Annotated in this window: 17 protein-coding genes; 8 read left to right on the top strand and 9 right to left on the bottom strand. The window is 34.7% G+C overall.

Annotated features, from left to right (window positions below; genetic code table 11):
- Nucleotides 1–92 precede the first annotated feature (92 nt).
- From infB to GM921_RS13125, 4 genes are all read right to left on the bottom strand, one after another.
- On the bottom strand, nt 93–3086 hold the full coding sequence (gene infB / locus GM921_RS13140) for a translation initiation factor IF-2 (protein ID WP_182923092.1): 2994 nt from the start codon (nt 3084–3086) through the stop codon (nt 93–95).
- A gap of 71 nt (nt 3087–3157) precedes the next feature.
- Nucleotides 3158–4393, bottom strand: a complete 1236-nt coding sequence (nusA, locus tag GM921_RS13135; protein ID WP_182923091.1) for a transcription termination factor NusA — start codon at nt 4391–4393, stop codon at nt 3158–3160.
- Nucleotides 4394–4397: 4 nt separating this feature from the next.
- Nucleotides 4398–4862, bottom strand: a complete 465-nt coding sequence (gene rimP / locus GM921_RS13130) for a ribosome assembly cofactor RimP (protein WP_182923090.1) — start codon at nt 4860–4862, stop codon at nt 4398–4400.
- 426 nt (nt 4863–5288) lie between these two features.
- Entirely contained in the window at nt 5289–5714 is a 426-nt protein-coding gene (locus GM921_RS13125; RefSeq protein WP_182923089.1) for a hypothetical protein, read from the bottom strand.
- 18 nt (nt 5715–5732) lie between these two features.
- Between GM921_RS13125 and GM921_RS13120 the strand changes: the two genes are divergently transcribed.
- A complete protein-coding gene (locus GM921_RS13120) occupies nt 5733–6080 on the top strand; it encodes a phage holin family protein (RefSeq protein ID WP_182923088.1) in 348 nt (115 codons plus the stop codon).
- 113 nt (nt 6081–6193) lie between these two features.
- On the opposite strand, the gene GM921_RS13115 is transcribed toward GM921_RS13120, so the two are convergent.
- The gene (locus tag GM921_RS13115) at nt 6194–7333 is read right to left on the bottom strand and encodes an acyl-CoA dehydrogenase (protein ID WP_182923087.1); all 1140 of its coding nucleotides are present in this window, start codon (nt 7331–7333) and stop codon (nt 6194–6196) included.
- A 178-nt stretch (nt 7334–7511) separates the two neighbouring features.
- On the opposite strand from GM921_RS13115, the gene GM921_RS13110 reads away from it, so the two are divergent.
- Together GM921_RS13110 and GM921_RS13105 are read left to right on the top strand one after the other, a co-directional pair.
- Nucleotides 7512–8582 carry a helix-turn-helix domain-containing protein gene (locus GM921_RS13110; RefSeq protein ID WP_182923086.1) on the top strand — a complete coding sequence of 357 codons (1071 nt, stop codon included), beginning with the start codon at nt 7512–7514 and terminating at the stop codon, nt 8580–8582.
- Between the two features lie 106 nt (nt 8583–8688).
- Nucleotides 8689–11067, top strand: coding sequence for an outer membrane beta-barrel protein (locus tag GM921_RS13105; RefSeq protein ID WP_182923085.1), 2379 nt, complete (start codon nt 8689–8691; stop codon nt 11065–11067).
- 8 nt (nt 11068–11075) lie between these two features.
- On the opposite strand, the gene panD is transcribed toward GM921_RS13105, so the two are convergent.
- Both panD and panC read right to left on the bottom strand, forming a co-directional pair.
- On the bottom strand, nt 11076–11426 hold the full coding sequence (panD, locus tag GM921_RS13100; protein ID WP_182923084.1) for an aspartate 1-decarboxylase: 351 nt from the start codon (nt 11424–11426) through the stop codon (nt 11076–11078).
- Between the two features lie 687 nt (nt 11427–12113).
- Nucleotides 12114–12974 carry a pantoate--beta-alanine ligase gene (gene panC / locus GM921_RS13095; protein ID WP_182923083.1) on the bottom strand — a complete coding sequence of 287 codons (861 nt, stop codon included), beginning with the start codon at nt 12972–12974 and terminating at the stop codon, nt 12114–12116.
- A 149-nt stretch (nt 12975–13123) separates the two neighbouring features.
- On the opposite strand from panC, the gene GM921_RS13090 reads away from it, so the two are divergent.
- The 3 genes from GM921_RS13090 (at nt 13124) to glmS (ending at nt 17318) form a co-directional block, all read left to right on the top strand.
- The gene (locus tag GM921_RS13090; RefSeq protein ID WP_182923082.1) at nt 13124–13948 is read left to right on the top strand and encodes a glycogen/starch synthase; all 825 of its coding nucleotides are present in this window, start codon (nt 13124–13126) and stop codon (nt 13946–13948) included.
- Between the two features lie 24 nt (nt 13949–13972).
- A complete protein-coding gene (locus tag GM921_RS13085) occupies nt 13973–15397 on the top strand; it encodes a DUF4270 domain-containing protein (RefSeq protein WP_182923081.1) in 1425 nt (474 codons plus the stop codon).
- 82 nt (nt 15398–15479) lie between these two features.
- Nucleotides 15480–17318 (top strand): glutamine--fructose-6-phosphate transaminase (isomerizing), encoded by a 1839-nt coding sequence (glmS, locus tag GM921_RS13080; protein WP_182923080.1) that lies wholly within the window; start codon nt 15480–15482, stop codon nt 17316–17318.
- 127 nt (nt 17319–17445) lie between these two features.
- Here glmS and GM921_RS13075 read toward each other — a convergent pair whose 3' ends face one another.
- Together GM921_RS13075 and mutY are read right to left on the bottom strand one after the other, a co-directional pair.
- Nucleotides 17446–17868, bottom strand: a complete 423-nt coding sequence (locus GM921_RS13075; protein ID WP_182923079.1) for a single-stranded DNA-binding protein — start codon at nt 17866–17868, stop codon at nt 17446–17448.
- A gap of 13 nt (nt 17869–17881) precedes the next feature.
- A complete protein-coding gene (gene mutY, locus GM921_RS13070; RefSeq protein ID WP_182923932.1) occupies nt 17882–18931 on the bottom strand; it encodes an A/G-specific adenine glycosylase in 1050 nt (349 codons plus the stop codon).
- A gap of 170 nt (nt 18932–19101) precedes the next feature.
- On the opposite strand from mutY, the gene GM921_RS13065 reads away from it, so the two are divergent.
- A complete protein-coding gene (locus tag GM921_RS13065) occupies nt 19102–19404 on the top strand; it encodes an HU family DNA-binding protein (protein ID WP_182923078.1) in 303 nt (100 codons plus the stop codon).
- Between the two features lie 6 nt (nt 19405–19410).
- Entirely contained in the window at nt 19411–20283 is an 873-nt protein-coding gene (locus GM921_RS13060) for a tetratricopeptide repeat protein (RefSeq protein WP_182923077.1), read from the top strand.
- Nucleotides 20284–20502 lie beyond the last annotated feature (219 nt).

Below are 20502 nucleotides of genomic sequence, written 5' to 3'. Positions count from 1 at the left end.
AACCTCTTCTTAAGTCCTTAAACCTTAAAAGCAATACACAAAAAAAGGGAGTGACAAATGTCACTCCCTTTATATTTTAAAAGTTTTTAAACTTATAGTTTACGCTTAACTTCTACTTGTTCGTAAGCTTCTACAATATCTCCAACTTCAATATTATTAAAGTTTTGGATGTTTAAACCGCATTCATAACCTTTTAATACTTCTTTAACATCGTCTTTAAAGCGTTTTAATGAAGCTAACTCTCCAGTGTAAATTACAACACCATCACGTACAATACGGATTTTGCTATTTCTAGTGATTTTACCATCTAATACCATACAACCTGCAATGGTACCCACTTTAGTAATTTTAAAGGTTTCTCTAATTTCTACGTTAGCCACAATTTTCTCTTCAAATTCTGGGGCCAACATACCTTCCATTGCAGCCTTAATCTCGTTGATAGCATCGTAAATAATCGAATATAAACGAATATCAATTTGTTCAGCCTCTGCTAATTTACGAGCACCTGGCGAAGGACGTACTTGGAAACCAATGATAATCGCATCTGAAGCAGACGCTAACAATACATCAGATTCTGAAATCTGACCTACCGCTTTACCAATAATATTGATTTGTATTTCTTCTGTAGATAATTTCAATAATGAATCGGCAAGTGCTTCGATTGAACCATCCACATCACCTTTAACAATTAAGTTTAACTCTTTAAAGTTTCCAATCGCTAAACGACGACCAATCTCATCTAATGTAATGTGTTTCTGTGTACGCAATCCTTGCTCACGCATTAATTGTAAGCGTTTATTGGCAATTTCTCTTGCCTCAACTTCGCTTTCCATTGCGTTGAATTTATCTCCAGCTGTTGGAGCGCCTTGCATACCTAATACTTGTACTGGTACAGATGGTCCAGCTTCTTCAACTTTTTGACCGCGTTCGTTAAATAAAGCTTTCACTTTACCACTATAACTACCCGCTAAAATTGGATCACCAACTCTTAACGTACCAGCTTGCACCAATACTGTAGTTACAATACCACGACCTTTATCTAAAGTTGCTTCAATTACAGTACCCGTTGCTCTCTTATCAGGATTAGCTTGTAATTCTAATAATTCAGCCTCTAGTAATACTTTATCTAATAGTAAATCTACATTTAATCCGCTTTTGCTTGATATTTCTTGAGACTGGAACTTACCACCCCAATCTTCAACCAAAATATTCATTACAGATAATTGTTCTTTAACTCTATCTGAATTTGCACCTGGTTTATCAATTTTTGTAAAGGCAAATACCAATGGTACGCCCGCAGCTTGTGCGTGGTTAATTGCTTCTTTTGTTTGAGGCATCACTGCATCATCTGCTGCAATTACAATAATTGCAATATCTGCTACTTTAGCACCACGAGCACGCATCGCTGTAAAGGCTTCGTGACCCGGAGTATCTAAGAAAGTTACCTGTTTGCCAGAATTGGTAGTTACTTTATATGCACCAATGTGTTGTGTAATACCACCTGCCTCACCAGCTACTACATTCGCTTTACGAATATAATCTAGCAATGAAGTTTTACCATGATCAACGTGACCCATAATGGTAACCACTGGTACTCTTGGTTGTAAATCTTCTGGTGCATCTTCTTCTTCAATAACACTATCAGCTTCTTCATCCGCTTTTACAAACTGGATTTCGTAACCAAATTCATCCGCAACAATTGTTAAAGTTTCAGCATCCAAACGTTGGTTAATAGAAACGAACATACCCAAACTCATACATGTTCCAATAATTTTAGTTACCGGTACATCCATCATATTAGCTAATTCATTTGCCGTAACAAACTCCGTAACTTTTAATACTTTAGATTGTAATTGTTCTTCTGCTGCTGCTTCTTCTGCTGTTAAAGCTACATCATCACGTTTTTGACGACGAAGTTTAGCTCGTTGTGCAAATTTACCAGATTTACCAGCGCCACTTAAACGAGCAAGTGTTGCTTTAATCTGATCTTGTATTTCTTTTTCTGTTGGCTCCTCTTTAGGTCCGCCTGGGGCTGCGCCACCTGGTCTTGCATTTCTAAAGTTTGGACGACCGCCAGCTGTATTATTTGTATTATTTCTAAAATCTGGTCTGTTACCAACATGCGGAGCAGGTGTACCTGCCGGGCGAGGTTGGTTTGTACCTTGTTGACCTTGATTTTGTTGTCCCTGACCTTGTCCTTGTTGAGGAGCATTTGGTCCACCAGGTGTTTTTTTGCGTTTGCGCTTGCGTTTTGCTGCTTCGCTATCTCCAGATGAAGCTACAGGTTGGTTTCTACGATCAGGAGTAGTTGGCAAAACAATTTTACCGATAATATTTGGCCCTGATAACTTAACCGAACGAGCTTTAATAACTTCGTCTTCAGGAGAAGCTGGAGTTTCAGCAACTGGTGCAACAGGCTGAGGTGCTTTCGGTTTTTCTTCAACCTTAGCTTCAACTACTGGTGCTTTTTCTTCTTTAACTTCAGCAGGTTTTTCTGCAACTGGAGCCTCTACTTTAGGAGTTTCAACAACTGCAGGAGTTTCTTTTTTAACTACCTCGGCAGCTTTAACTTCAACAGGTGCTTCTTCTTTCTTAGCAGGACGAGTTTTACTGTTTAAATCGTTAAGATCTATTTTACCAACAATTTTAACACCAGGCAAAGATCCCTCTTCGGCTGCAACTTCCACTTCTTTAGCAGGTGCTTTTACAGGCTCCTCTACTTTAGCTTCAACTGGTTTTTCTTCCTTTGGCTTCTCAGCTGGGGGAGTATATGAATGAAGATTTTTAATTAAAATACCTTCATTTTCAAAATCTTGCTTTTTTCTAGGCGCCTCAGGAGACTTCTCAGCTATTTCAGGTTCATCACGACGAATTTTACCTATAACTATCTGATTAGCTTCTTCCTTTACGATTTTATCCCCCTGAAACTCTCTTAACAATGTATCATACATCTCTTTTGAGAGTTTTGTAGTGGGCTTATTTTCCACAGTAAAGCCCTTCTTACTCAGAAACTCTATAATCGTCGAGCTTCCTACGTTAAGTTCTTTAACTGCTTTAAATAAAATTATGGCTTTGTCGTCTGACATCTATTATACTGTTATTTACTAAATTATATACAAAAGTAACGTTTATTCTTATTTATTCAAGCATATAACGTTTATTCAAATTCCGATTTAAGAATACTAATCACCTCTTTAATGGTTTCTTCTTCAAGATCGGTACGTTTTACTAATTCATCTACTGATAAGGCTAAAACACTTTTCGCTGTATCACAACCAATAGCTTTTAGTTCATCAATAATCCAGCTATCAATTTCATCCGAGAATTCTTCGATATCCACATCTTCATCTTCTTCTCCAGCTTCGCGATAAACATCGATTTCATAACCCGTCAATTTACCTGCCAGTTTAATGTTGTGTCCACCACGACCAATCGCTAATGAAACCTGATCTGGTTTTAAATAAACCGAAGCAGTTTTATTTTCATCATTTAATTTAATAGAAGTGATTTTTGCAGGGCTCAAAGCACGTTGAATGTATAATGAAATGTTATTGGTGAAGTTAATTACATCAATATTTTCATTTTTCAATTCTCTCACGATACCATGGATACGAGAACCTTTCATACCAACACAAGCACCAACTGGATCAATTCTATCATCGTAAGATTCTACAGCAACTTTAGCACGTTCTCCTGGTTCGCGAACAATTTTCTTGATAGTAATTAAACCATCAAAAATTTCTGGAACTTCAATTTCGAATAAACGTTGCAAAAACTCTGGCGCAATTCTCGAGATAATGATTTTTGGAGTTGCGTTAACCATATCAACTTTAGAAATTACAGCACGAACTGAATCTCCTTTTTTGAAATAATCTGCTGGAATTTGTTCAGTTTTAGGCATCATTAATTCGTTGCCTTCATCATCCAATACCAAAGTCTCTTTTTTCCAAACTTGATAAACCTCACCAGTTACAATCTCACCAACTCTATCCTTATATTTTTTGAAGATTTCGTCTTTCTCTAATTCTAAAACTTTAGAAACCAAAGTTTGACGAGCTGCTAAAATCGCTCTGCGACCAAAACTTTCTAACGTGATTTGCTCAATGTAGTCGTCACCAACTTCCATATCTGCATCTAATAACTTTACTTCAGCAAGCTCGATTTCTAGGTCATCATCTTCAGAAAACCCATCTTCCATCACTTTTCTGGTTCTCCAGATTTCCAAATCCCCGTTATCTGGGTTCACAATTACGTCACAGTTTTCGTCTGTGCCATATTTTTTACGCAACATACTGCGAAATACCTCTTCCAGTACACTAATTACTGTAGGGCGGTCGATATTTTTGAAGTCTTTAAACTCCTGAAATGAATCGATTAAATTAATATTGCTCATTTTTCTATTTAAATGAAATTAAAACCTTTGTTTCTACTATATTCTTAAACTCAATTGAGGTTTCTATCAATTGGGCTTTTTTACCTTTTTCTTTAACTTTCTCTTCTATCGAGATTGCATTATCAGTAACCGAAAGCAATTTGCCTTCTTTTTTTTCTCCATTAGCTAATTTAACGCTCAACTCTCTACCAATATTTTTATGATATTGACGATTAAGTAAAAGTGGTTCACCAACACCTGGAGATGAAACTTCTAAATTGTAGGCCTTTTCAATTGTGTTTTCTTCTTCTAAATGAAAACCAACATGCCTACTAATTGCTGCACAATCCTGAATACTTATCCCCTCATCACCATCTACATGGATAATAAGTTTGTTATTTGGCAGCATTTTAATGTTTACCAAAAACAGTTCAGGTCTATCCGCAATCTTTTCCTCTACGAGCTCTTTAACTCTTTTTTCTACCTGCATATCCTAATTTGTTGTAAAAGAAAAGAGGGGACTCTGTCCCCTCTTCTTCCTCTATTACGGTGCAAATGTACGAAATATTTTCTAAAAATAAAAACCAAGAACACTAAGATTATTAGGGTCTTAAGATTATAGGAGTATAAGATCTAGAAAATCCTCGTTGTTCTTTTATTTTTTAAGGAGAATATTTTATTTTGTTGATACCGATAAAAAATGCCAATACCCAATACTGGCAGAGTAAAAAGCACAAAACCTAATACCACTTTTTCAGTAATTGACAAGAATTTACTTTTGATGAGATCGTATAATGTTTTTAAAATCAACAGTATTAGTATTGATAATGAGACTATTAATACTGTATTCATAGATAAAATTAATAACGTTCAATAAAGTTAGTAAATTTTTAGTCTTAGCAAATCCTAGTCGATTTTAACGTTTGAGCATTTGTTGCTGCGCTTTTACAGCATGACCAACATTAGATTTTACAATTTCTTCACCTTTGGCAAATTGCACATTCAACATTGTTTCAATAAGATATGATTTTCCTTTTACAAATGGATTTGCTGGCGTAAACAATAGACTATCGCCAATGATACTCAATTTTCCAGGCCATTCAACTTCCATGCTTGTCGAATCGTCATCAGTAGGTGTTTGTAAAACCGACACTAAATTTTGGTAAGTCGTATCTGTATTTATATTATTTTTAAGTTGAAAAAGACCTGCAGGTTCAATGTTAGTAATCACAATTGCACTGCTATCTTTAGAAAAATGAATTAATAATGGCTTGTTATTTGTTGTACAGCCAAATAAGAAAAGGCATAAAAGCCAAATTGATACTTTTAAATATTTAAACATTTAACTAAATTAAACATTATGAAACTAATAGTAGAAATTTTACTTATGGGTCTAGCCATGCTTGTGGGAGCCTATATTATACCTGGAGTACAAGTTGATGGTTTTGGTAGCGCTATTATTGCAGCTGTTTTAATTGCTTTAGCCAATGCAACAATCGGATTAATTTTAAGAATATTCACTTTTCCGTTAAATATATTAACGCTTGGTTTAATTTCTTTTATCATTACCGTGTTAATGATTTTACTAGTAGATAGCTGGATGACAGGTTTTAATACTTCTGGTTTTTTAGCCGCTGCTATTTTAGCAATAGCAGTATCAGTTATTAAAATGATATTGGATTCTATTTTTGGAGTTGAGAAAAAATAAGTAAAAATTTAAGCCACTGATTTACAGATTTCCTTCGACTACGCTCAGGATGACAAAATCTGTAAATCTGTGGCTTCTTTCTGTCTTCCAGACTTTCGGTCTTTCTGACTATTTTAGCTTAATATACTTCGGCTAATTACCATCTTTTGTATTTCAGATGTACCTTCATATATCTGTGTAATTTTTGCGTCACGCATCATCCGTTCTACGTGATATTCTTTTACAAAACCGTAACCACCATGTATTTGTATGGCTTCTACCGTAACATCCATGGCAACTTTACTCGCAAATAATTTAGCCATAGAACCTGCCAATGTATACGATTGACCTTGATCTTTTAACCATGCGGCTTTATACACCAACATTCTAGCTGCTTCAATTTGAGTAGCCATATCTGCTAATTTAAAGGCGATTGCCTGATGATCTGAAATTGGTTTGCCAAATGCTTTACGTTGTTTAGAATATTCAAGCGCTAATTCATACGCACCCGCAGCAATACCTAATGCTTGAGCCGCAATGCCAATTCTACCGCCTTCTAATGTTTTCATGGCAAAAGAAAACCCAAACCCATCATCCCCAATTCTATTTTCTTTTGGAACTTTTACATCATTAAACATTAACGAATGTGTATCTGAGCCACGAATACCTAACTTATTTTCTTTTGGTCCAATTGTAAATCCAGGCGTTCCTTTTTCTACAATAAAGGCATTGATACCTTTGTGTCTTAATTCTTTGTGAGTTTGAGCAATTACAAGATACGTACTTGCAGTGCTACCGTTGGTAATCCAGTTTTTTGTGCCATTTAATAAATAGTAATCTCCTTTATCTTCGGCGGTAGTTTGTTGAGATGTCGCATCAGAACCTGCTTCTGGCTCAGATAAGCAGAATGCTCCAATTTTTTCGCCAGACGCTAATGGTTTTAGATATTTTTCTTTTTGTGCCTCATTCGCATAAGCTTCGAGACCATAACAAACCAACGAATTATTTACAGAAACAACTACAGAAGCTGATGCGTCAATTTTTGATAATTCTTCCATCACCAAAACATAAGAAACAGCATCCATACCGCTACCATTATATTTTGGATCTACCATCATTCCCAAAAAACCAAGTTCACCAAGTTTTTTAACCTGCTCGGTAGGAAATTTTTGATGTTCATCTCTTTCGATAACTCCAGGCTTTAATTCTGTCTGTGCAAAATCTCTAGCAGCCTGTTGTATCATCAATTGTTCTTCACTTAACTCAAAAAGCATAATTATGATCTATAAAAGGTTAGATTTTCCAAATTTAGTATTTCTATTTGAAATTACTATGCAACCATAGTAATTTTTACAAAACAATCGCCTTTAAGGCTAAGTATTATAAAGGTTGTTAAAATTTTAACTAAACAGTTCGCTCTTACGCTAAGAATGCTATTTTTGTTAAATGAATTTGGGCCAACAAATCTTATTTTTCTTTAGTGCCCTAGGCGTATTTAATGGTTTTATCATTAGTATCTATCTGCTATTTTTCAAAAAACCAAAATCATCAAGCTCTTATTTTTTAGGCCTATTGCTTTTGGCGGTTTGTTTAAAGATTGGCAAATCTTTCATTTTTTATTTCTATCCAAGCTTACCTGGCATTTATATCCAGATAGGCATTTTAGGAAGTTCTTTTGTAGGCCCCTCTCTTTTTTATTTTATTAAATCGGCATTAGGACAAAGCCCAAAAAATAAGACTGTACAAAAAGGCACTTATCTATTTTGGGTTTTATCAATTATTATCATTAGTTGCATTGCCTCTTATGATACTAACCCTAGTTTATGGAATAATTATGTAGGAACGATAATTTCTATACAGCTCGTTGTTTATATCGTCTTATCTGCTTGGTTGTTGAGGCATATTTTTGTTCATCTTTTTACTGCAAGCACAAAAATATCTTCGACAGAAAAATTGCTACTATCTGTGTTTATAGGCAATCTAATTATCCCTGCTGCCTTTAAACTATCCATTTTTTCATTTTTTAATGGCCCTTGCATTAGTGGTGCCCTATTTTTCTCTCTCATTCTTTACCTAAATACTTTCTTATTTGTGAGCAGGAGGAAAACCAGCAATATTTTTTCGACTACTCAAGATCAAGGACGTTATGCCAATAAAAAAATTCCAGAAGAACAAGCATTGTTCTTAACAGAGAAGCTACAGAGAATTATTCAAGAAGAAGAACTTTATACAAACCCAGATCTTAAGTTGAACGATTTGGCTAAAAAAATCAATATTTCAGGCCATCAGCTTTCGCAGCTGCTCAATGATAATTTAAACAAGAGTTTTGCTGCTTATATTAATGAGTTTAGGATAAATAAAGCCTGCGAGCTGATTGCAGATGACAAAGGCATCAAGTTAGAAGCAATTGGTTATGAAGTAGGGTTTAATTCTAAATCTACTTTTTATACTGCCTTTAAAAAGCACAAACACACCACGCCCACATTGTTCAAAGAGCAACCCTCAGCTGTTTCCTTGAATTAGATTTTGTCTGAATTTATAATTCCGAACTCCCAAATCTGAGAATCAAAACCTATTCTCTTTTCTTCTCTTCTAGTTTTGGAATATGCTAAAAAATCCAAACACTAAGATGAAGTCGATACTTTTTTTATGCCTCTGCTTATTTGCAAATCTCCTGGCAAATGCACAAACCATCAAAGGAAAACTAGTTGATGGCAAAACCAGTCAAGGAGTTTCAATGGTTAATTTAACCTTAACCAATCAAGATCATACCAACTTAATTAAGTATGCCAATAGCGACACATTGGGCTTATTCGAATTCAAGGAAATATCTTCGGGCAAATACATTTTAACGGTTAGCTCAATAGGCTATCAAAAGCTGCAAAAAGAACTAACAATTAATGAGAATGGCCCAAAAACTTTAGAGCTGGGCAACATTTTGATAAACGAAGATCTTAACCAACTCAAAGAAATAACTATTACAAGCGGAACACCAAGCTTTAGCACACAGAATGGCCAAATGAAAATTGGTGTTGCCAATAATACCTTTTTTAAATCCTCCGCTAACCTACTTGATGTATTCAGGAAACTGCCTGGTTTGCAGGTTAACCAAGATGGCACCATGTTACTGGCAGGTAGGGTTACCCCAACACTGTTTGTTGATGGCAAACCTGTAAATATGAGCAATGATGAAATCCAAACCTATTTAAGCAGTCTATCTCCAGATATGGTCGAATCAGTTGAGTTGATTAATCAGCCTTCCTCAAAATATGATGGCGAATATCAAGGGATTATAGATGTAAAACTGAAAAGAAATCAGTCTTTAGGTTTAAGGGGGACTTACAATGCAAGGTTTCAGCGTAATAATTATAGTTTGTTGGATAATAACTTATCACTTACTTATAAAACAAATCGATTGATCTACGATTTAAAGCTGGGTCACACTACCGGTAGCACCTTTTATAAATACTATGCCTTACAGTACTTGCCCAATACCAATGCCATGACTACCGATACACGAACTGCCACTTCTAATCAGAATTTTAATGTGCAGGCAAGGGTAGCTTACGAATTGCAGAAGGGGCAAAGTTTAGAAGCTTTTGCCCGAACCTTCCAAGTAGACAGAAATGCGGTAACAAATAATCAATTACTTACACAAACCAACAATTTAGGGCAAACAATTGCACATGTTAGCGGTGGCAATAATGCGTTACCTAAACAGTATAATTATGCAGGAGGGCTCAACTACGATGCCCAGTTTAAAAATGGTGAACTTCATATAATTGCCTCTTTGGCACAAATCGACAATCGGCAAACTGAAGACATACAAAACTGGAATGCACTTAACAATGAATGGCTAAATTATTGGAAAACCAGCTCTAGGAACAACATCTTGATCCATACTGCTCAAGCAGATTACAGCCAAGCTATGGGCACAGGTAAGCTTGAATTTGGTGGTAAATTTGCCTACACTACTACCCAAAATAATCTTCGTTACGATACTTTAGTTAATGCGGTTTTTAACTTAGACCCCAAACGCAGCAATCAATTCGGTTACCGCGAATATATTACCGCAGGATATCTCTCTTATCTAGGCAAATGGGATAAAATCAATTACAGCTTAAGTTTAAGAACAGAACATACACGCACCATAGCCAATTCAATCACGACTAATGTGGTTACAGAAAGAAAGTATTTGAAATGGCTACCCAGCCTCAATATTACTTATACCATTAATAATGGTGAACAACTTAGTTTCAGTTACAGTAGGCGGTTAACAAGACCAACTTTCGCCGCTTTAAATCCCTTCCGGTTTTACTATAGTCCACGTCATTATTGGATAGGAAATCCATATCTACAACCTTCTACAACCAATCTTTTCGCATTGGTCTATAGCAGAAAAGCCCTTAATATTTCATTAAATGCTGGACGAGAAACAGACGTTCTCGCACGTTACCCTGAATATAATCCAGAAACAAATGAACTGATTTTCTTGGGCCGAAATCTTCCCTACAGAAATTTTGCAAACCTGCAATTAAGCTCACCACTAACCATCAATAAATGGTGGCGGATGAACAATAATATTGCTTTCTATTACGCCAAGGAACTAACTCCCTACTTCGATCAGACTTATCGTATTGGCATCTTCAACTATACCATTAGTGGCAGCCAGGTTTTCAGTTTAAAAGATTGGTTATTGGATGTTAGCTATAGTTATGAATCAAAAAGTGGTAATGGTCTTTATGTGTTTAAACCTGTTTACGGAGTTGATTTTGGCTTGCAAAAAGCTTGGTTCAAAAACAAGCTCAATACCAAACTTACGCTTTATGACGCCTTCGACAATATCAAAAGAAGACTTATCTTTAGGGAAAAGAGCATTATCAATAATGATATGTACCATTATTTTGGCGCACAACGCTTAGTTTTTAGCTTGACTTATAATTTCGGCACTTCTACCTACAAAATAAAGGATAGCAAAAAGAGCGAAGAAGAAAATAGAGCTAACTGATCCTATAATTATTTCAGAAGTTTGTTATTGTCGTCTGGGAAAACAAGAATAGGTTTGTACTTTTTAGCTTCTTCTATAGGTAAAGAACCATAAGACATAATAATTAAGATATCGCCTACTTGAACTTTTCTGGCTGTAGCGCCATTTAAGCAAATAGTACCAGTACCGCGTTCGCCTCTAATGGCATAAGTTTCAAAACGTTCGCCATTGTTATTATTTACAATCTGAACTTTTTCATTTGCAATAATATTAGCTGCATCCAATAAATCTTCATCTATGGTAATGCTGCCAACATAATTTAATTCAGCCTGTGTTACTTTAACACGGTGTATTTTCGATTTAAGAATCTCGATAATCATACTGCAAAGTTAGTAATAAAAGGTTGAAGGTAACAAGGCAAAAGGTTGAAGGCTACAATTCGCAGACAAAACAAGCCTTTTTGGTAATACACTAAGTCTTCCCTTTTGGGGTTACCATTTGGACACTTCTTTTTCAGAGTGAAGGAGGCTTTCATATAATGGCTGAATTAACAGCTCAAAGGCAGGTTAATTATCGAACTCCTCAGGTTACAAATTAAACAAAAAGAGAGCCTTATTTTTGTCTTAAGGTTCGCTTCGAGTTAAGGTAACATTAAGACCATAGTTAATCCGAAGTTAGTCCGCATTATTACATGAAAATGCGGACTATACGCGGACTATATGCGGACTAACTAGCAACATGACCAAACCTTATCCCTATTTGTTTATATCGTTAAACAAGGTTAAAAAGTATGGTGCTCTAAACTAGATTTAGTTTACAAATTTGGACTGTAATTAGTGATTTAAGTTTACAACTTAAATCATTTTACTGGTATTACTTTATAATAGATTTTATTTTACTATTTCTGCTTTATGTTTATGTTTTTTTATGGATTTGTAGCAAGCTTGAATACCATTAAAAACAATAATCAAATTATGAAAAACGTTTGATGCTATGCGACATAGCGCATCAAATAACACTAAATACTTGTGCCTACACTGTAGCTTTGTGGGAGGGTTGTCTGTCGTTTAGGCAGAGTTGGTGCCTAACAGCATATTATCTATTAATCTGGTTTCACCAACTTTTGCGGCAACTAGCGCTACTGGATATTTAGCGGTTTTATTTTCGATAGGCAATAAGGTTTCTCCATCAGCAATAGTGAAATAATCTAATTCAACTCCATTGGTTTCATTAATCATCCCTTTAGCATTCTCCAATAACTGAGCTAAGTTCAAAAGATCAAAATTATCCTTAACGTATTGTAAGGCTTTACTTAACACCAACGCATTTTTTCTATCTGTTTCAGATAAATGTATATTTCTAGAGCTCATTGCTAATCCATCTTCTTCTCTTATAATTGGGCAAGAAATAATTTCAACAGGCATATTAAAATGCTTAACCATATTTTTAATCATCAGCACCTGCTGGAAATCTTTTTGACCAAAAAAAGCAATATCCGGATTTACTGCATCAAAAAGTTTTTTTACAATTTGAGTTACACCCTGATAATGTCCTTTTCTAAATTCTCCCTCTAACAAGAACTCTGCTTTACCTAAATCAATGTGCCAGTTTTCTGGTTTTGGAAAGCTCGGGTACATTTCTTTAACTGAAGGCATAAATACTAGGTTGCAACCAGCATCACTTAGCATTTTAATATCATGCTCTAATGGTCTTGGGTATTTTTCTAAATCTTTAGGATCTGTAAATTGAGTAGGGTTTACAAAAATGCTGCACACTACAATATCAGCTTGTTGCTGTGCTAGTTTAATGAGCGATAAATGACCTTTATGCAGTGCACCCATAGTTGGCACCAATGCGATTTTAGATTTTGCTTTTTGTAAAGGTGTCAACACCGTTTTAAGTGCTGAGATTGTATGTATAATTTCCAAATTACCAATCGGTTTTAAAAGCTCAAAGTTGAACATTTATCTAAAACTTACAAAGCCTATTGCATAAGTTATTGATAAATATTAATATTTTACGTACCTTTGCCCCTTGATAATCTTTAAATTAACATAATTTAATATACAATATGGAGATGGCAAAAACGAAGCTACTGATTGTTACACACGAGATGTCGCCTTTCCTCGAACTCACAAAAATTTCAGAAATTACCCGTCAATTACCGCAAGCGATGCAAGAAAAAGGATTTGAAATCCGCATCTTAATGCCAAGGTTTGGTAACATTAACGAAAGAAGAAACAGGTTACATGAGGTTATCCGTTTATCAGGTATGAACATTATTATTGATGACAATGATAATCCTTTAATTATTAAAGTTGCATCAATTCCTGCTGCACGTATGCAAGTTTATTTCTTAGACAACGAAGATTATTTTCAACGTAAATATGTTTTCAGAGATAAAGAAAATAAGTTTTATGCAGATAATGATGAGCGCACCATTTTCTTCTGCAAAGGCGCATTAGAAACTGTTAAAAAGTTAGGTTGGGCTCCAGATGTTGTTCATTGCCATGGCTGGATGACTTCTTTAGTGCCTGCTTATATTAAAACGACTTATAAAAACGACCCTACATTTAAAAATGCAAAAGTGGTTTACTCAGTTTATGAGAATTGCTTTACTGAAACTTTAAATGCTGACTTGCACAAAAAAGCGGTGATGAATAATATGACCGAAGATGATACAAAAGCGTTCCTAAAAGCAGACTGTAACAGCTTGCATATCGGCGCAATAACTCATTCTGACGCTGTTGTTTTGGCAGATGAAAACATAGATAAAGATGTGTTAAAATTTGTTAAAGATTCTAATAAGCCAACTTTAGCCTTTAATTTAACCGAAAATTACGAGAACTTCTTCAATTTTTATGAAGAGATCTCTGATGAAGAATTGGTTTCAGTAGCTTAAGCGAGCATTATTTTAATATTAAATATGAAATTTTCAAAACTAGACTTATTAACCCTGTTGATAAGTCTTTTTCTTTTCGCATCATGCGAAAACACCTCAACCATAGGACTAGAAGTAGACCCTAGTAGCGCAATACAAGGTTCGTTAATTGACTCAGTTACGATTATGTCCCGTACTATAAAAGAGGATGAAACATCAACGGTCTCTGCAGTTAGACATCCTTTGGGATATATGAAAGATGCCATATTTGGCACCACCGAATCTAGTTTAGCAATGGCTGTAAATTTACCAAATGATGCTTATGATTTTGGAACTACACCAGCTATTGATTCGGCTGTTTTAGTTTTAAATTATGGTGGTGAATTTTATGGAGATAGTACCGCAACCTATAGTATTGATGTTCATCCGCTAAATGTTAATATTTCTAAAGAAACTTCTTTTTTAAGTAATAAGGATTGGAGTTACAACAGCCAATTATTGGGAAATAAAACAGGTAAATTATATCCAACAACAAAATATAAAGTTACTGATATTGTAGACAAAAAAGCAGATACACTGAGAACTGTTACCCCACAAATAAGAATCCCTTTGGATAAAACATATATCCAAAATAACATTGCAAATTTGAGTGCAACGAATTTAAAAAACAATTCGAATTTTACTCAAGTTTTTAACGGCTTACATGTTCAGATAAACAAAACAAGCTCTACTGGTAATGGAGGTCTTGCTTTTTTTGAATTTTCAGGAACTACTTCTGCATTAGTTTTATATTATAAAAAGCAAAATGCAACTACTGCAACATTAAAAGATACCGTTTCCATTAACTTCCCTATCTTAAATGCTACAGGCCCTATTGCAGCTACTATTAAACATGATTATACTGGCACACCTGTTGGCGCACAATTATTAAGTAACTCAACAGTGCAACAACCTGTAACTTACTTACAACCATTAGTTGGCTTAAGAAATAAAATTACTTTCCCTTATCTAAGCAAATTTGCTACTAACATTGGTAAGATTGTAATTAACAAAGCAGAATTAGTAATAGATGTAAGCACCGGAACAGATGTGCTTCCATATGGAGCAGCGCCTAGGCTTTCACTTTACAGGTATGATATTGCCGAACAAAGACAAAATGTACCCGATAATAACTTATCATCACAGGTTAATAGCGGAGATCCTCGTGCATTAAGCCCGACAGTTTTTGGTGGATATTATAATTCATTAACTAAACAATATGTATTTGTTGTAACTAGTTACATACAAGATTTGTTGAATGGGAAGACCAAAGATTATGGCACTTTTTTAGCGCCAACACCTACAAATGAATATCAAATTTCTCCTTCTATTTCTACTGGTGCAAGAGCTGTAATAGGCTCTTTCAAAAAGACACCAGCTGCTGGAGATAACCTAATGAAATTAAACATTTATTACACTAAAATAAACTAGAAATTTATTTTACGCAACCGTTTGATTAATCGCTCAAAAGCAATACTTTTGAGCGATTTGTTTTTTTAACGGAAAAATTTTTATGTGTGGAATAGTAGGTTATATTGGTTTTCGTGAGGCTTGGCCAATTGTAATTAAAGGACTAAAAAGATTAGAATATCGTGGCTATGATAGTGCTGGTATTGCATTAATTGACGACGGTAATTTAAATATTTATAAAAAAGCTGGTAAAGTTCAAGAACTAGAGAACTACTCTGTTGGTAAAAATTTATCTGGCACAATTGGCATGGGTCATACCCGTTGGGCAACACACGGCGCTCCATCAGATCGGAACTCACATCCTCATACTTCAAATAATAGCAGATTAAGTATTATCCATAATGGAATTATAGAGAATTATGCGACACTAAAAGAAGAACTTTTAAGAAGAGGGCATACTTTTAATAGCGATACTGATACTGAAGTTTTAATCCACTTAGTGGAAGAAATCTATAAAAACGAAAATGTAGATTTATTTGAAGCTGTTAGATTGGCATTGAATGAAGTGAATGGGGCTTATGCCATTGTGATCATGGATCAAGATAATCCAGATCAATTAATTGCTGCTAGAAAAGGAAGCCCAATGGTTATTGGTGTTGGTCAAGGCGAATATTTTATTGCTTCTGATGCGACACCAATTATAGAGTACACTAAAAATGTTATTTATCTTAATGATAATGAGATTGCCTTTGTAAAAAGGGATGAACTTTTAATTAAGCGATTAGATAATGTAGTACAAACTCCATATATCCAAGAGTTAGAACTTAAGTTAGAAATGCTTGAAAAAGGTGGTTACGATCACTTTATGCTCAAAGAAATTTACGAGCAGCCTCGTTCCATTAGAGATTGTATGAGAGGCCGTATCTATCCTGAAGAAGGGAAAGTACAATTAGGCGGAATTAAAGAGTTTGCAGACAAGCTTAAGAACATAGATCGCATTATTATTGTTGCTTGCGGTACTTCATGGCATGCTGGTTTAGTAGGAGAATACCTAATCGAAGAATATGCTCGCATTCCTGTTGAAGTTGAGTATGCATCAGAATTTAGATATAGAAACCCGATTATTACAGAAAAAGATGTAGTTATTGCCATTTCTCAGTCTGGCGAAACCGCCGATACAATGGCGGCTATAGAAATGGCCAAAGAAAAAGGTGCAACTATTTTTGGCGTTTGTAATGTTGTTGGTGCTTCTATCCCGAGAATTACTCATGCTGGCGTCTACACACATGCTGGCCCAGAAATTGGCGTGGCATCTACAAAAGCGTTTACTGCTCAAGTAACGGTTCTTACGCTAATGGCATTTTACATGGCTCAGCAAAAAGGAACAATTTCTAATTCAAAATTAGTAGAGCTTTTAACTGAACTAGATTGTATTCCTGATAAAATTGCGATTGCATTGCAATCTAACGATATCGTAAAAGCTATTTCAGAGAAATTTAAAGACTCTAGAAATTGTTTGTTTTTAGGCAGAGGGAGTGGTTTCCCAGTTGCTTTAGAGGGAGCATTGAAGTTGAAAGAGATTTCTTATATACATGCAGAAGGCTATCCGGCAGCAGAAATGAAACACGGCCCTATTGCTTTAATTGATGAAGAAATGCCTGTAGTCGTTATTGCCACTAAAAACTCATCTTATGAAAAAGTAATTAGCAACATTCAAGAAGTTAAGGCTAGAAAAGGGGTTGTTATTGCCATTGTAACCGAAGGTGATATAGAAGTTAAAAAGATGGCAGATTATTGCATTGAAATACCTGATGCTAGTGAAGCATTTTTACCACTACTCGCCACAATCCCATTGCAGTTATTGTCTTATCATATTGCGGTATTAAGAGGTTGTAATGTAGATCAACCAAGAAATTTAGCTAAATCTGTAACTGTAGAATAAAAAAACTAACCATTAAGGAATTAAGAAGAAAGGCTTTATGGTTCTTAATTCCTTAATGTTAAAAAGCACAAGAATAAAACAAAAAAGGCTCGATAATTATCGAGCCTTTTTAAATAAGTTTTGAGCGTTAGAAGGGTAAATCTCCAGTTTCGTCTACTGGACTTACAAAATCATCCTCACTTTTAGGTGTTCCAGAACTAACTGGTGTATTTTCGAAATCGCTTTTTCTACCAAGCATCGTAAAGTTTTCTGCAACCACCTCGGTTACGTATTTTTTAACTTTTTCCTTGTCTTCAAAAGAGCGGGTTCGCAATTTTCCTTCAATGTAAACCAATTTTCCTTTTTGCAGATACTTAGAGGCAACTTCTGCCAAACCTCTCCATAACACAATGTTGTGCCATTCAGTTTGTTCTACACGCTTACCGTCTTTGTTGTACGTTTCTGAAGTAGCCAATGGAAAGCTCGCTACCGTGACACCACCTTCTAAATGTCGAACCTCTGGGTCTTTACCCAAATGTCCCACTAAAATAACTTTGTTAATACCAGACATAGATATATTTGATTTAGTTTTTTATATACAGATTAATAAAATCGCTTATTACTTTAGGATGAGGTAAATCTTCAAAATCTTCCAGTAAAACAGATTTAATGTCTGTATGTAGATTAAAGTTAATAATATAATTATCTAAAGCAAAAAATTGCACATATATAATTTGGTGGGTCAATAAATGCTTTTTTTGCAGTATTGGTGTAATTTGAACGTTTTTTCCAAATGTATTTTTCACCTTTTCAATGAAAGATTTTTCTTCAAAATCAGGCTTTTCATCGGTCTCAATTAATGGGAAATCATACAGATGTTGCCATACATCTCCAGGTTTACGCTGCTTAGTTAAAATGTGGTCATTCTCTATTCCAACAAAATAATTAAACCATCGTTCTCTAACTTTTAGTTTCCTTAATTTAATCGGCAAAACATCCACTTTGTGATGTTTAAAAGCATAACAGTTGATTTGTAAAGGGCATATATTACACGCTGGTGATTTCGGTTTACATTGTAAAGCGCCAAACTCCATAATAGCTTGGTTGTATACTGATGGTTTTTGATTTTCAATCAAACTTTGCGCAAGTTCTGAAAACACTTTTTTTCCAGTAGTAGAATTTATAGGTTCTTCCACTCCAAAATATCTGGCTAGTACTCTAAAAACATTCCCATCTAGTACTGCTTTCGATTGATTATTAGAAAAAGAAGAAATTGCAGCGGCTGTGTATTCACCAATTCCCTTCAATTGAATTAGTTTTTCATACTGAATTGGAAATATTCCGTTATGGATTTCCATTACTTGCTTAGCAGTAAACAGCATATTTCTACCGCGAGAATAATAGCCTAAACCTTGCCAAAGCTTTAATACTTGGTTTTCTGTTGCATCCGCGAAAGATTTAACCGTAGGAAAATGCGCTAAAAACTTATTAAAATAAGGTAATCCTTGCTCAACTCGGGTTTGTTGTAAAATAATTTCTGATAACCAAATCACATAAGCATCGGTAGTATTACGCCACGGAAGCTCACGTTTATTGATTTTATACCATTTTACAATTTCATTTTGGAAGTTCATTTCCTCAAAAATACAATCAAAATATATCATTTTGGCAAAACTTGCATTAACATGATAACTTTGATTGTAAATAAATCATCTTTTATTTTCCTATCTCATTAAAAAGCAATACTTTTGCAACCCCAAAACAGTTATAATATTTAACAACAATAACTTAATAATAGAAAAATATGACTAAGGCAGATATTATTTCAGAAATATCAACAAAAACAGGAATTGAGAAAGTAGACGTACAGGAAACAGTTGAGGCATTTTTCAAGGTGATCAAAAACAGCATGATTGGCGGAGAAAATGTTTACGTAAGAGGATTTGGTAGTTTCGTTGTAAAAAAGAGAGCACAAAAAACTGCTAGAAATATTTCTAAAAACACTGCAATCATTATCCCTGAGCATTTTGTTCCAAGCTTTAAACCAGCAAAAGTTTTTGTTGAAAAAGTAAAAAACAACTCTAAAAAAGTTAAAGCAGAAGCTTAATTTATTATGTTAAACACTATCCGTTCAAAACAAGTTTTTATTATTGCTGCAATTTTATTGCTTGTTGGATTTTTGTTTACCAGAGAAATTAAGGGCTTAGTTAAGCCTAAGGATGATGCTAGTAAAATGCCTTCTGCGCAAACGACTACAAATTCTACTACTCCATCGCTGACTATTGAAGAAGTATCAGCAACTGCTAAAAACTTGGTAAGCAATGCTACCTCAAAAGAAATTTCTGCTTTAGAAAGCAATTACAAAAACGCTACAGGAACGGAAAAAACTATTGAGGCTAAGCAATTAGCTGAGAAATGGGATGATGTTGAGCAAGCTATTCCAAGCGCAATGTATTTAGAAGTTGTTGCAAATGGCGAACCTACTTTAACGAATTGGTTAAATGCTGGAACTCGCTTTTTAAAAGCCTTTGATAATGCTGCACAAGATAGTTTGATACAACCAGTTATGTTGCAAAAAGCTAATAATGCTTTTACTAAAGCCCTGACAATTGACTCTACTAGTAATGATGCTAAAACCGGATTAGGAATTACCATCGTTAACGGTTTAGGAGCACCAATGCAAGGTATAGCAATGCTGCTGGATGTAGTTAAAAAAGACCCTAAAAACCTTAAAGCAAACATGCAATTAGGCATGTTCGCCATTAAATCTGGTCAATTTGATAAAGCTATTATTCGTTTTAACGACATTATTAGCAATATTAAGGCTACGCCAGATGCTTATTTTTATTTAGCAACTGCTAATGAAAATTTAGGCAAAAACAAAGAAGCAATAGACGCTTATTTAAATAGCAAGAAATTAGCAGCGAACCCAACATTATCCAAATGGATTGATACTAAGGTAGCTGAGTTAAAGAATAAACGTTAATTAACAGAATTAATAAAAACATTAAAAACTTAAAATTATGCCAAGCGGTAAAAAAAGAAAAAGACATAAAATGGCTACGCACAAACGTAAAAAACGTTTAAGAAAAAACAGACACAAGAAAAAATAGGATTTTCCTATTAGTGTATTGATCAAAAATAAATATCTGATAATTCTTCGGGTATTTATTTTTGGATTCAATGTTTTTTAGTCCATGTGTAA

This window comes from Pedobacter planticolens (genome assembly GCF_014172375.1).
GTDB lineage: Bacteria > Bacteroidota > Bacteroidia > Sphingobacteriales > Sphingobacteriaceae > Pedobacter > Pedobacter planticolens.
The sequence above is the reverse complement of the archived record's forward strand: the minus strand, read 5'-3'. Positions and strand labels throughout refer to the sequence as shown.

Bases quoted from the DNA above. Each gene is read 5' to 3' on its own strand.
- GM921_RS13065 (WP_182923078.1), top strand. From the start codon at position 19,102: ATGACTAAGGCAGATATTATTTCAGAAATATCAACAAAAACAGGAATT.
- panD (WP_182923084.1), bottom strand. From the start codon at position 11,426: ATGATTATCGAGATTCTTAAATCGAAAATACACCGTGTTAAAGTAACA.
- nusA (WP_182923091.1), bottom strand. From the start codon at position 4,393: ATGAGCAATATTAATTTAATCGATTCATTTCAGGAGTTTAAAGACTTC.
- GM921_RS13090 (WP_182923082.1), top strand. From the start codon at position 13,124: ATGGCAAAAACGAAGCTACTGATTGTTACACACGAGATGTCGCCTTTC.
- infB (WP_182923092.1), bottom strand. From the start codon at position 3,086: ATGTCAGACGACAAAGCCATAATTTTATTTAAAGCAGTTAAAGAACTT.
- GM921_RS13060 (WP_182923077.1), top strand. From the start codon at position 19,411: ATGTTAAACACTATCCGTTCAAAACAAGTTTTTATTATTGCTGCAATT.
- GM921_RS13115 (WP_182923087.1), bottom strand. From the start codon at position 7,333: ATGCTTTTTGAGTTAAGTGAAGAACAATTGATGATACAACAGGCTGCT.
- rimP (WP_182923090.1), bottom strand. From the start codon at position 4,862: ATGCAGGTAGAAAAAAGAGTTAAAGAGCTCGTAGAGGAAAAGATTGCG.
- mutY (WP_182923932.1), bottom strand. From the start codon at position 18,931: ATGAACTTCCAAAATGAAATTGTAAAATGGTATAAAATCAATAAACGT.
- GM921_RS13105 (WP_182923085.1), top strand. From the start codon at position 8,689: ATGAAGTCGATACTTTTTTTATGCCTCTGCTTATTTGCAAATCTCCTG.
- GM921_RS13085 (WP_182923081.1), top strand. From the start codon at position 13,973: ATGAAATTTTCAAAACTAGACTTATTAACCCTGTTGATAAGTCTTTTT.
- GM921_RS13120 (WP_182923088.1), top strand. From the start codon at position 5,733: ATGAAACTAATAGTAGAAATTTTACTTATGGGTCTAGCCATGCTTGTG.
- glmS (WP_182923080.1), top strand. From the start codon at position 15,480: ATGTGTGGAATAGTAGGTTATATTGGTTTTCGTGAGGCTTGGCCAATT.
- GM921_RS13075 (WP_182923079.1), bottom strand. From the start codon at position 17,868: ATGTCTGGTATTAACAAAGTTATTTTAGTGGGACATTTGGGTAAAGAC.
- GM921_RS13125 (WP_182923089.1), bottom strand. From the start codon at position 5,714: ATGTTTAAATATTTAAAAGTATCAATTTGGCTTTTATGCCTTTTCTTA.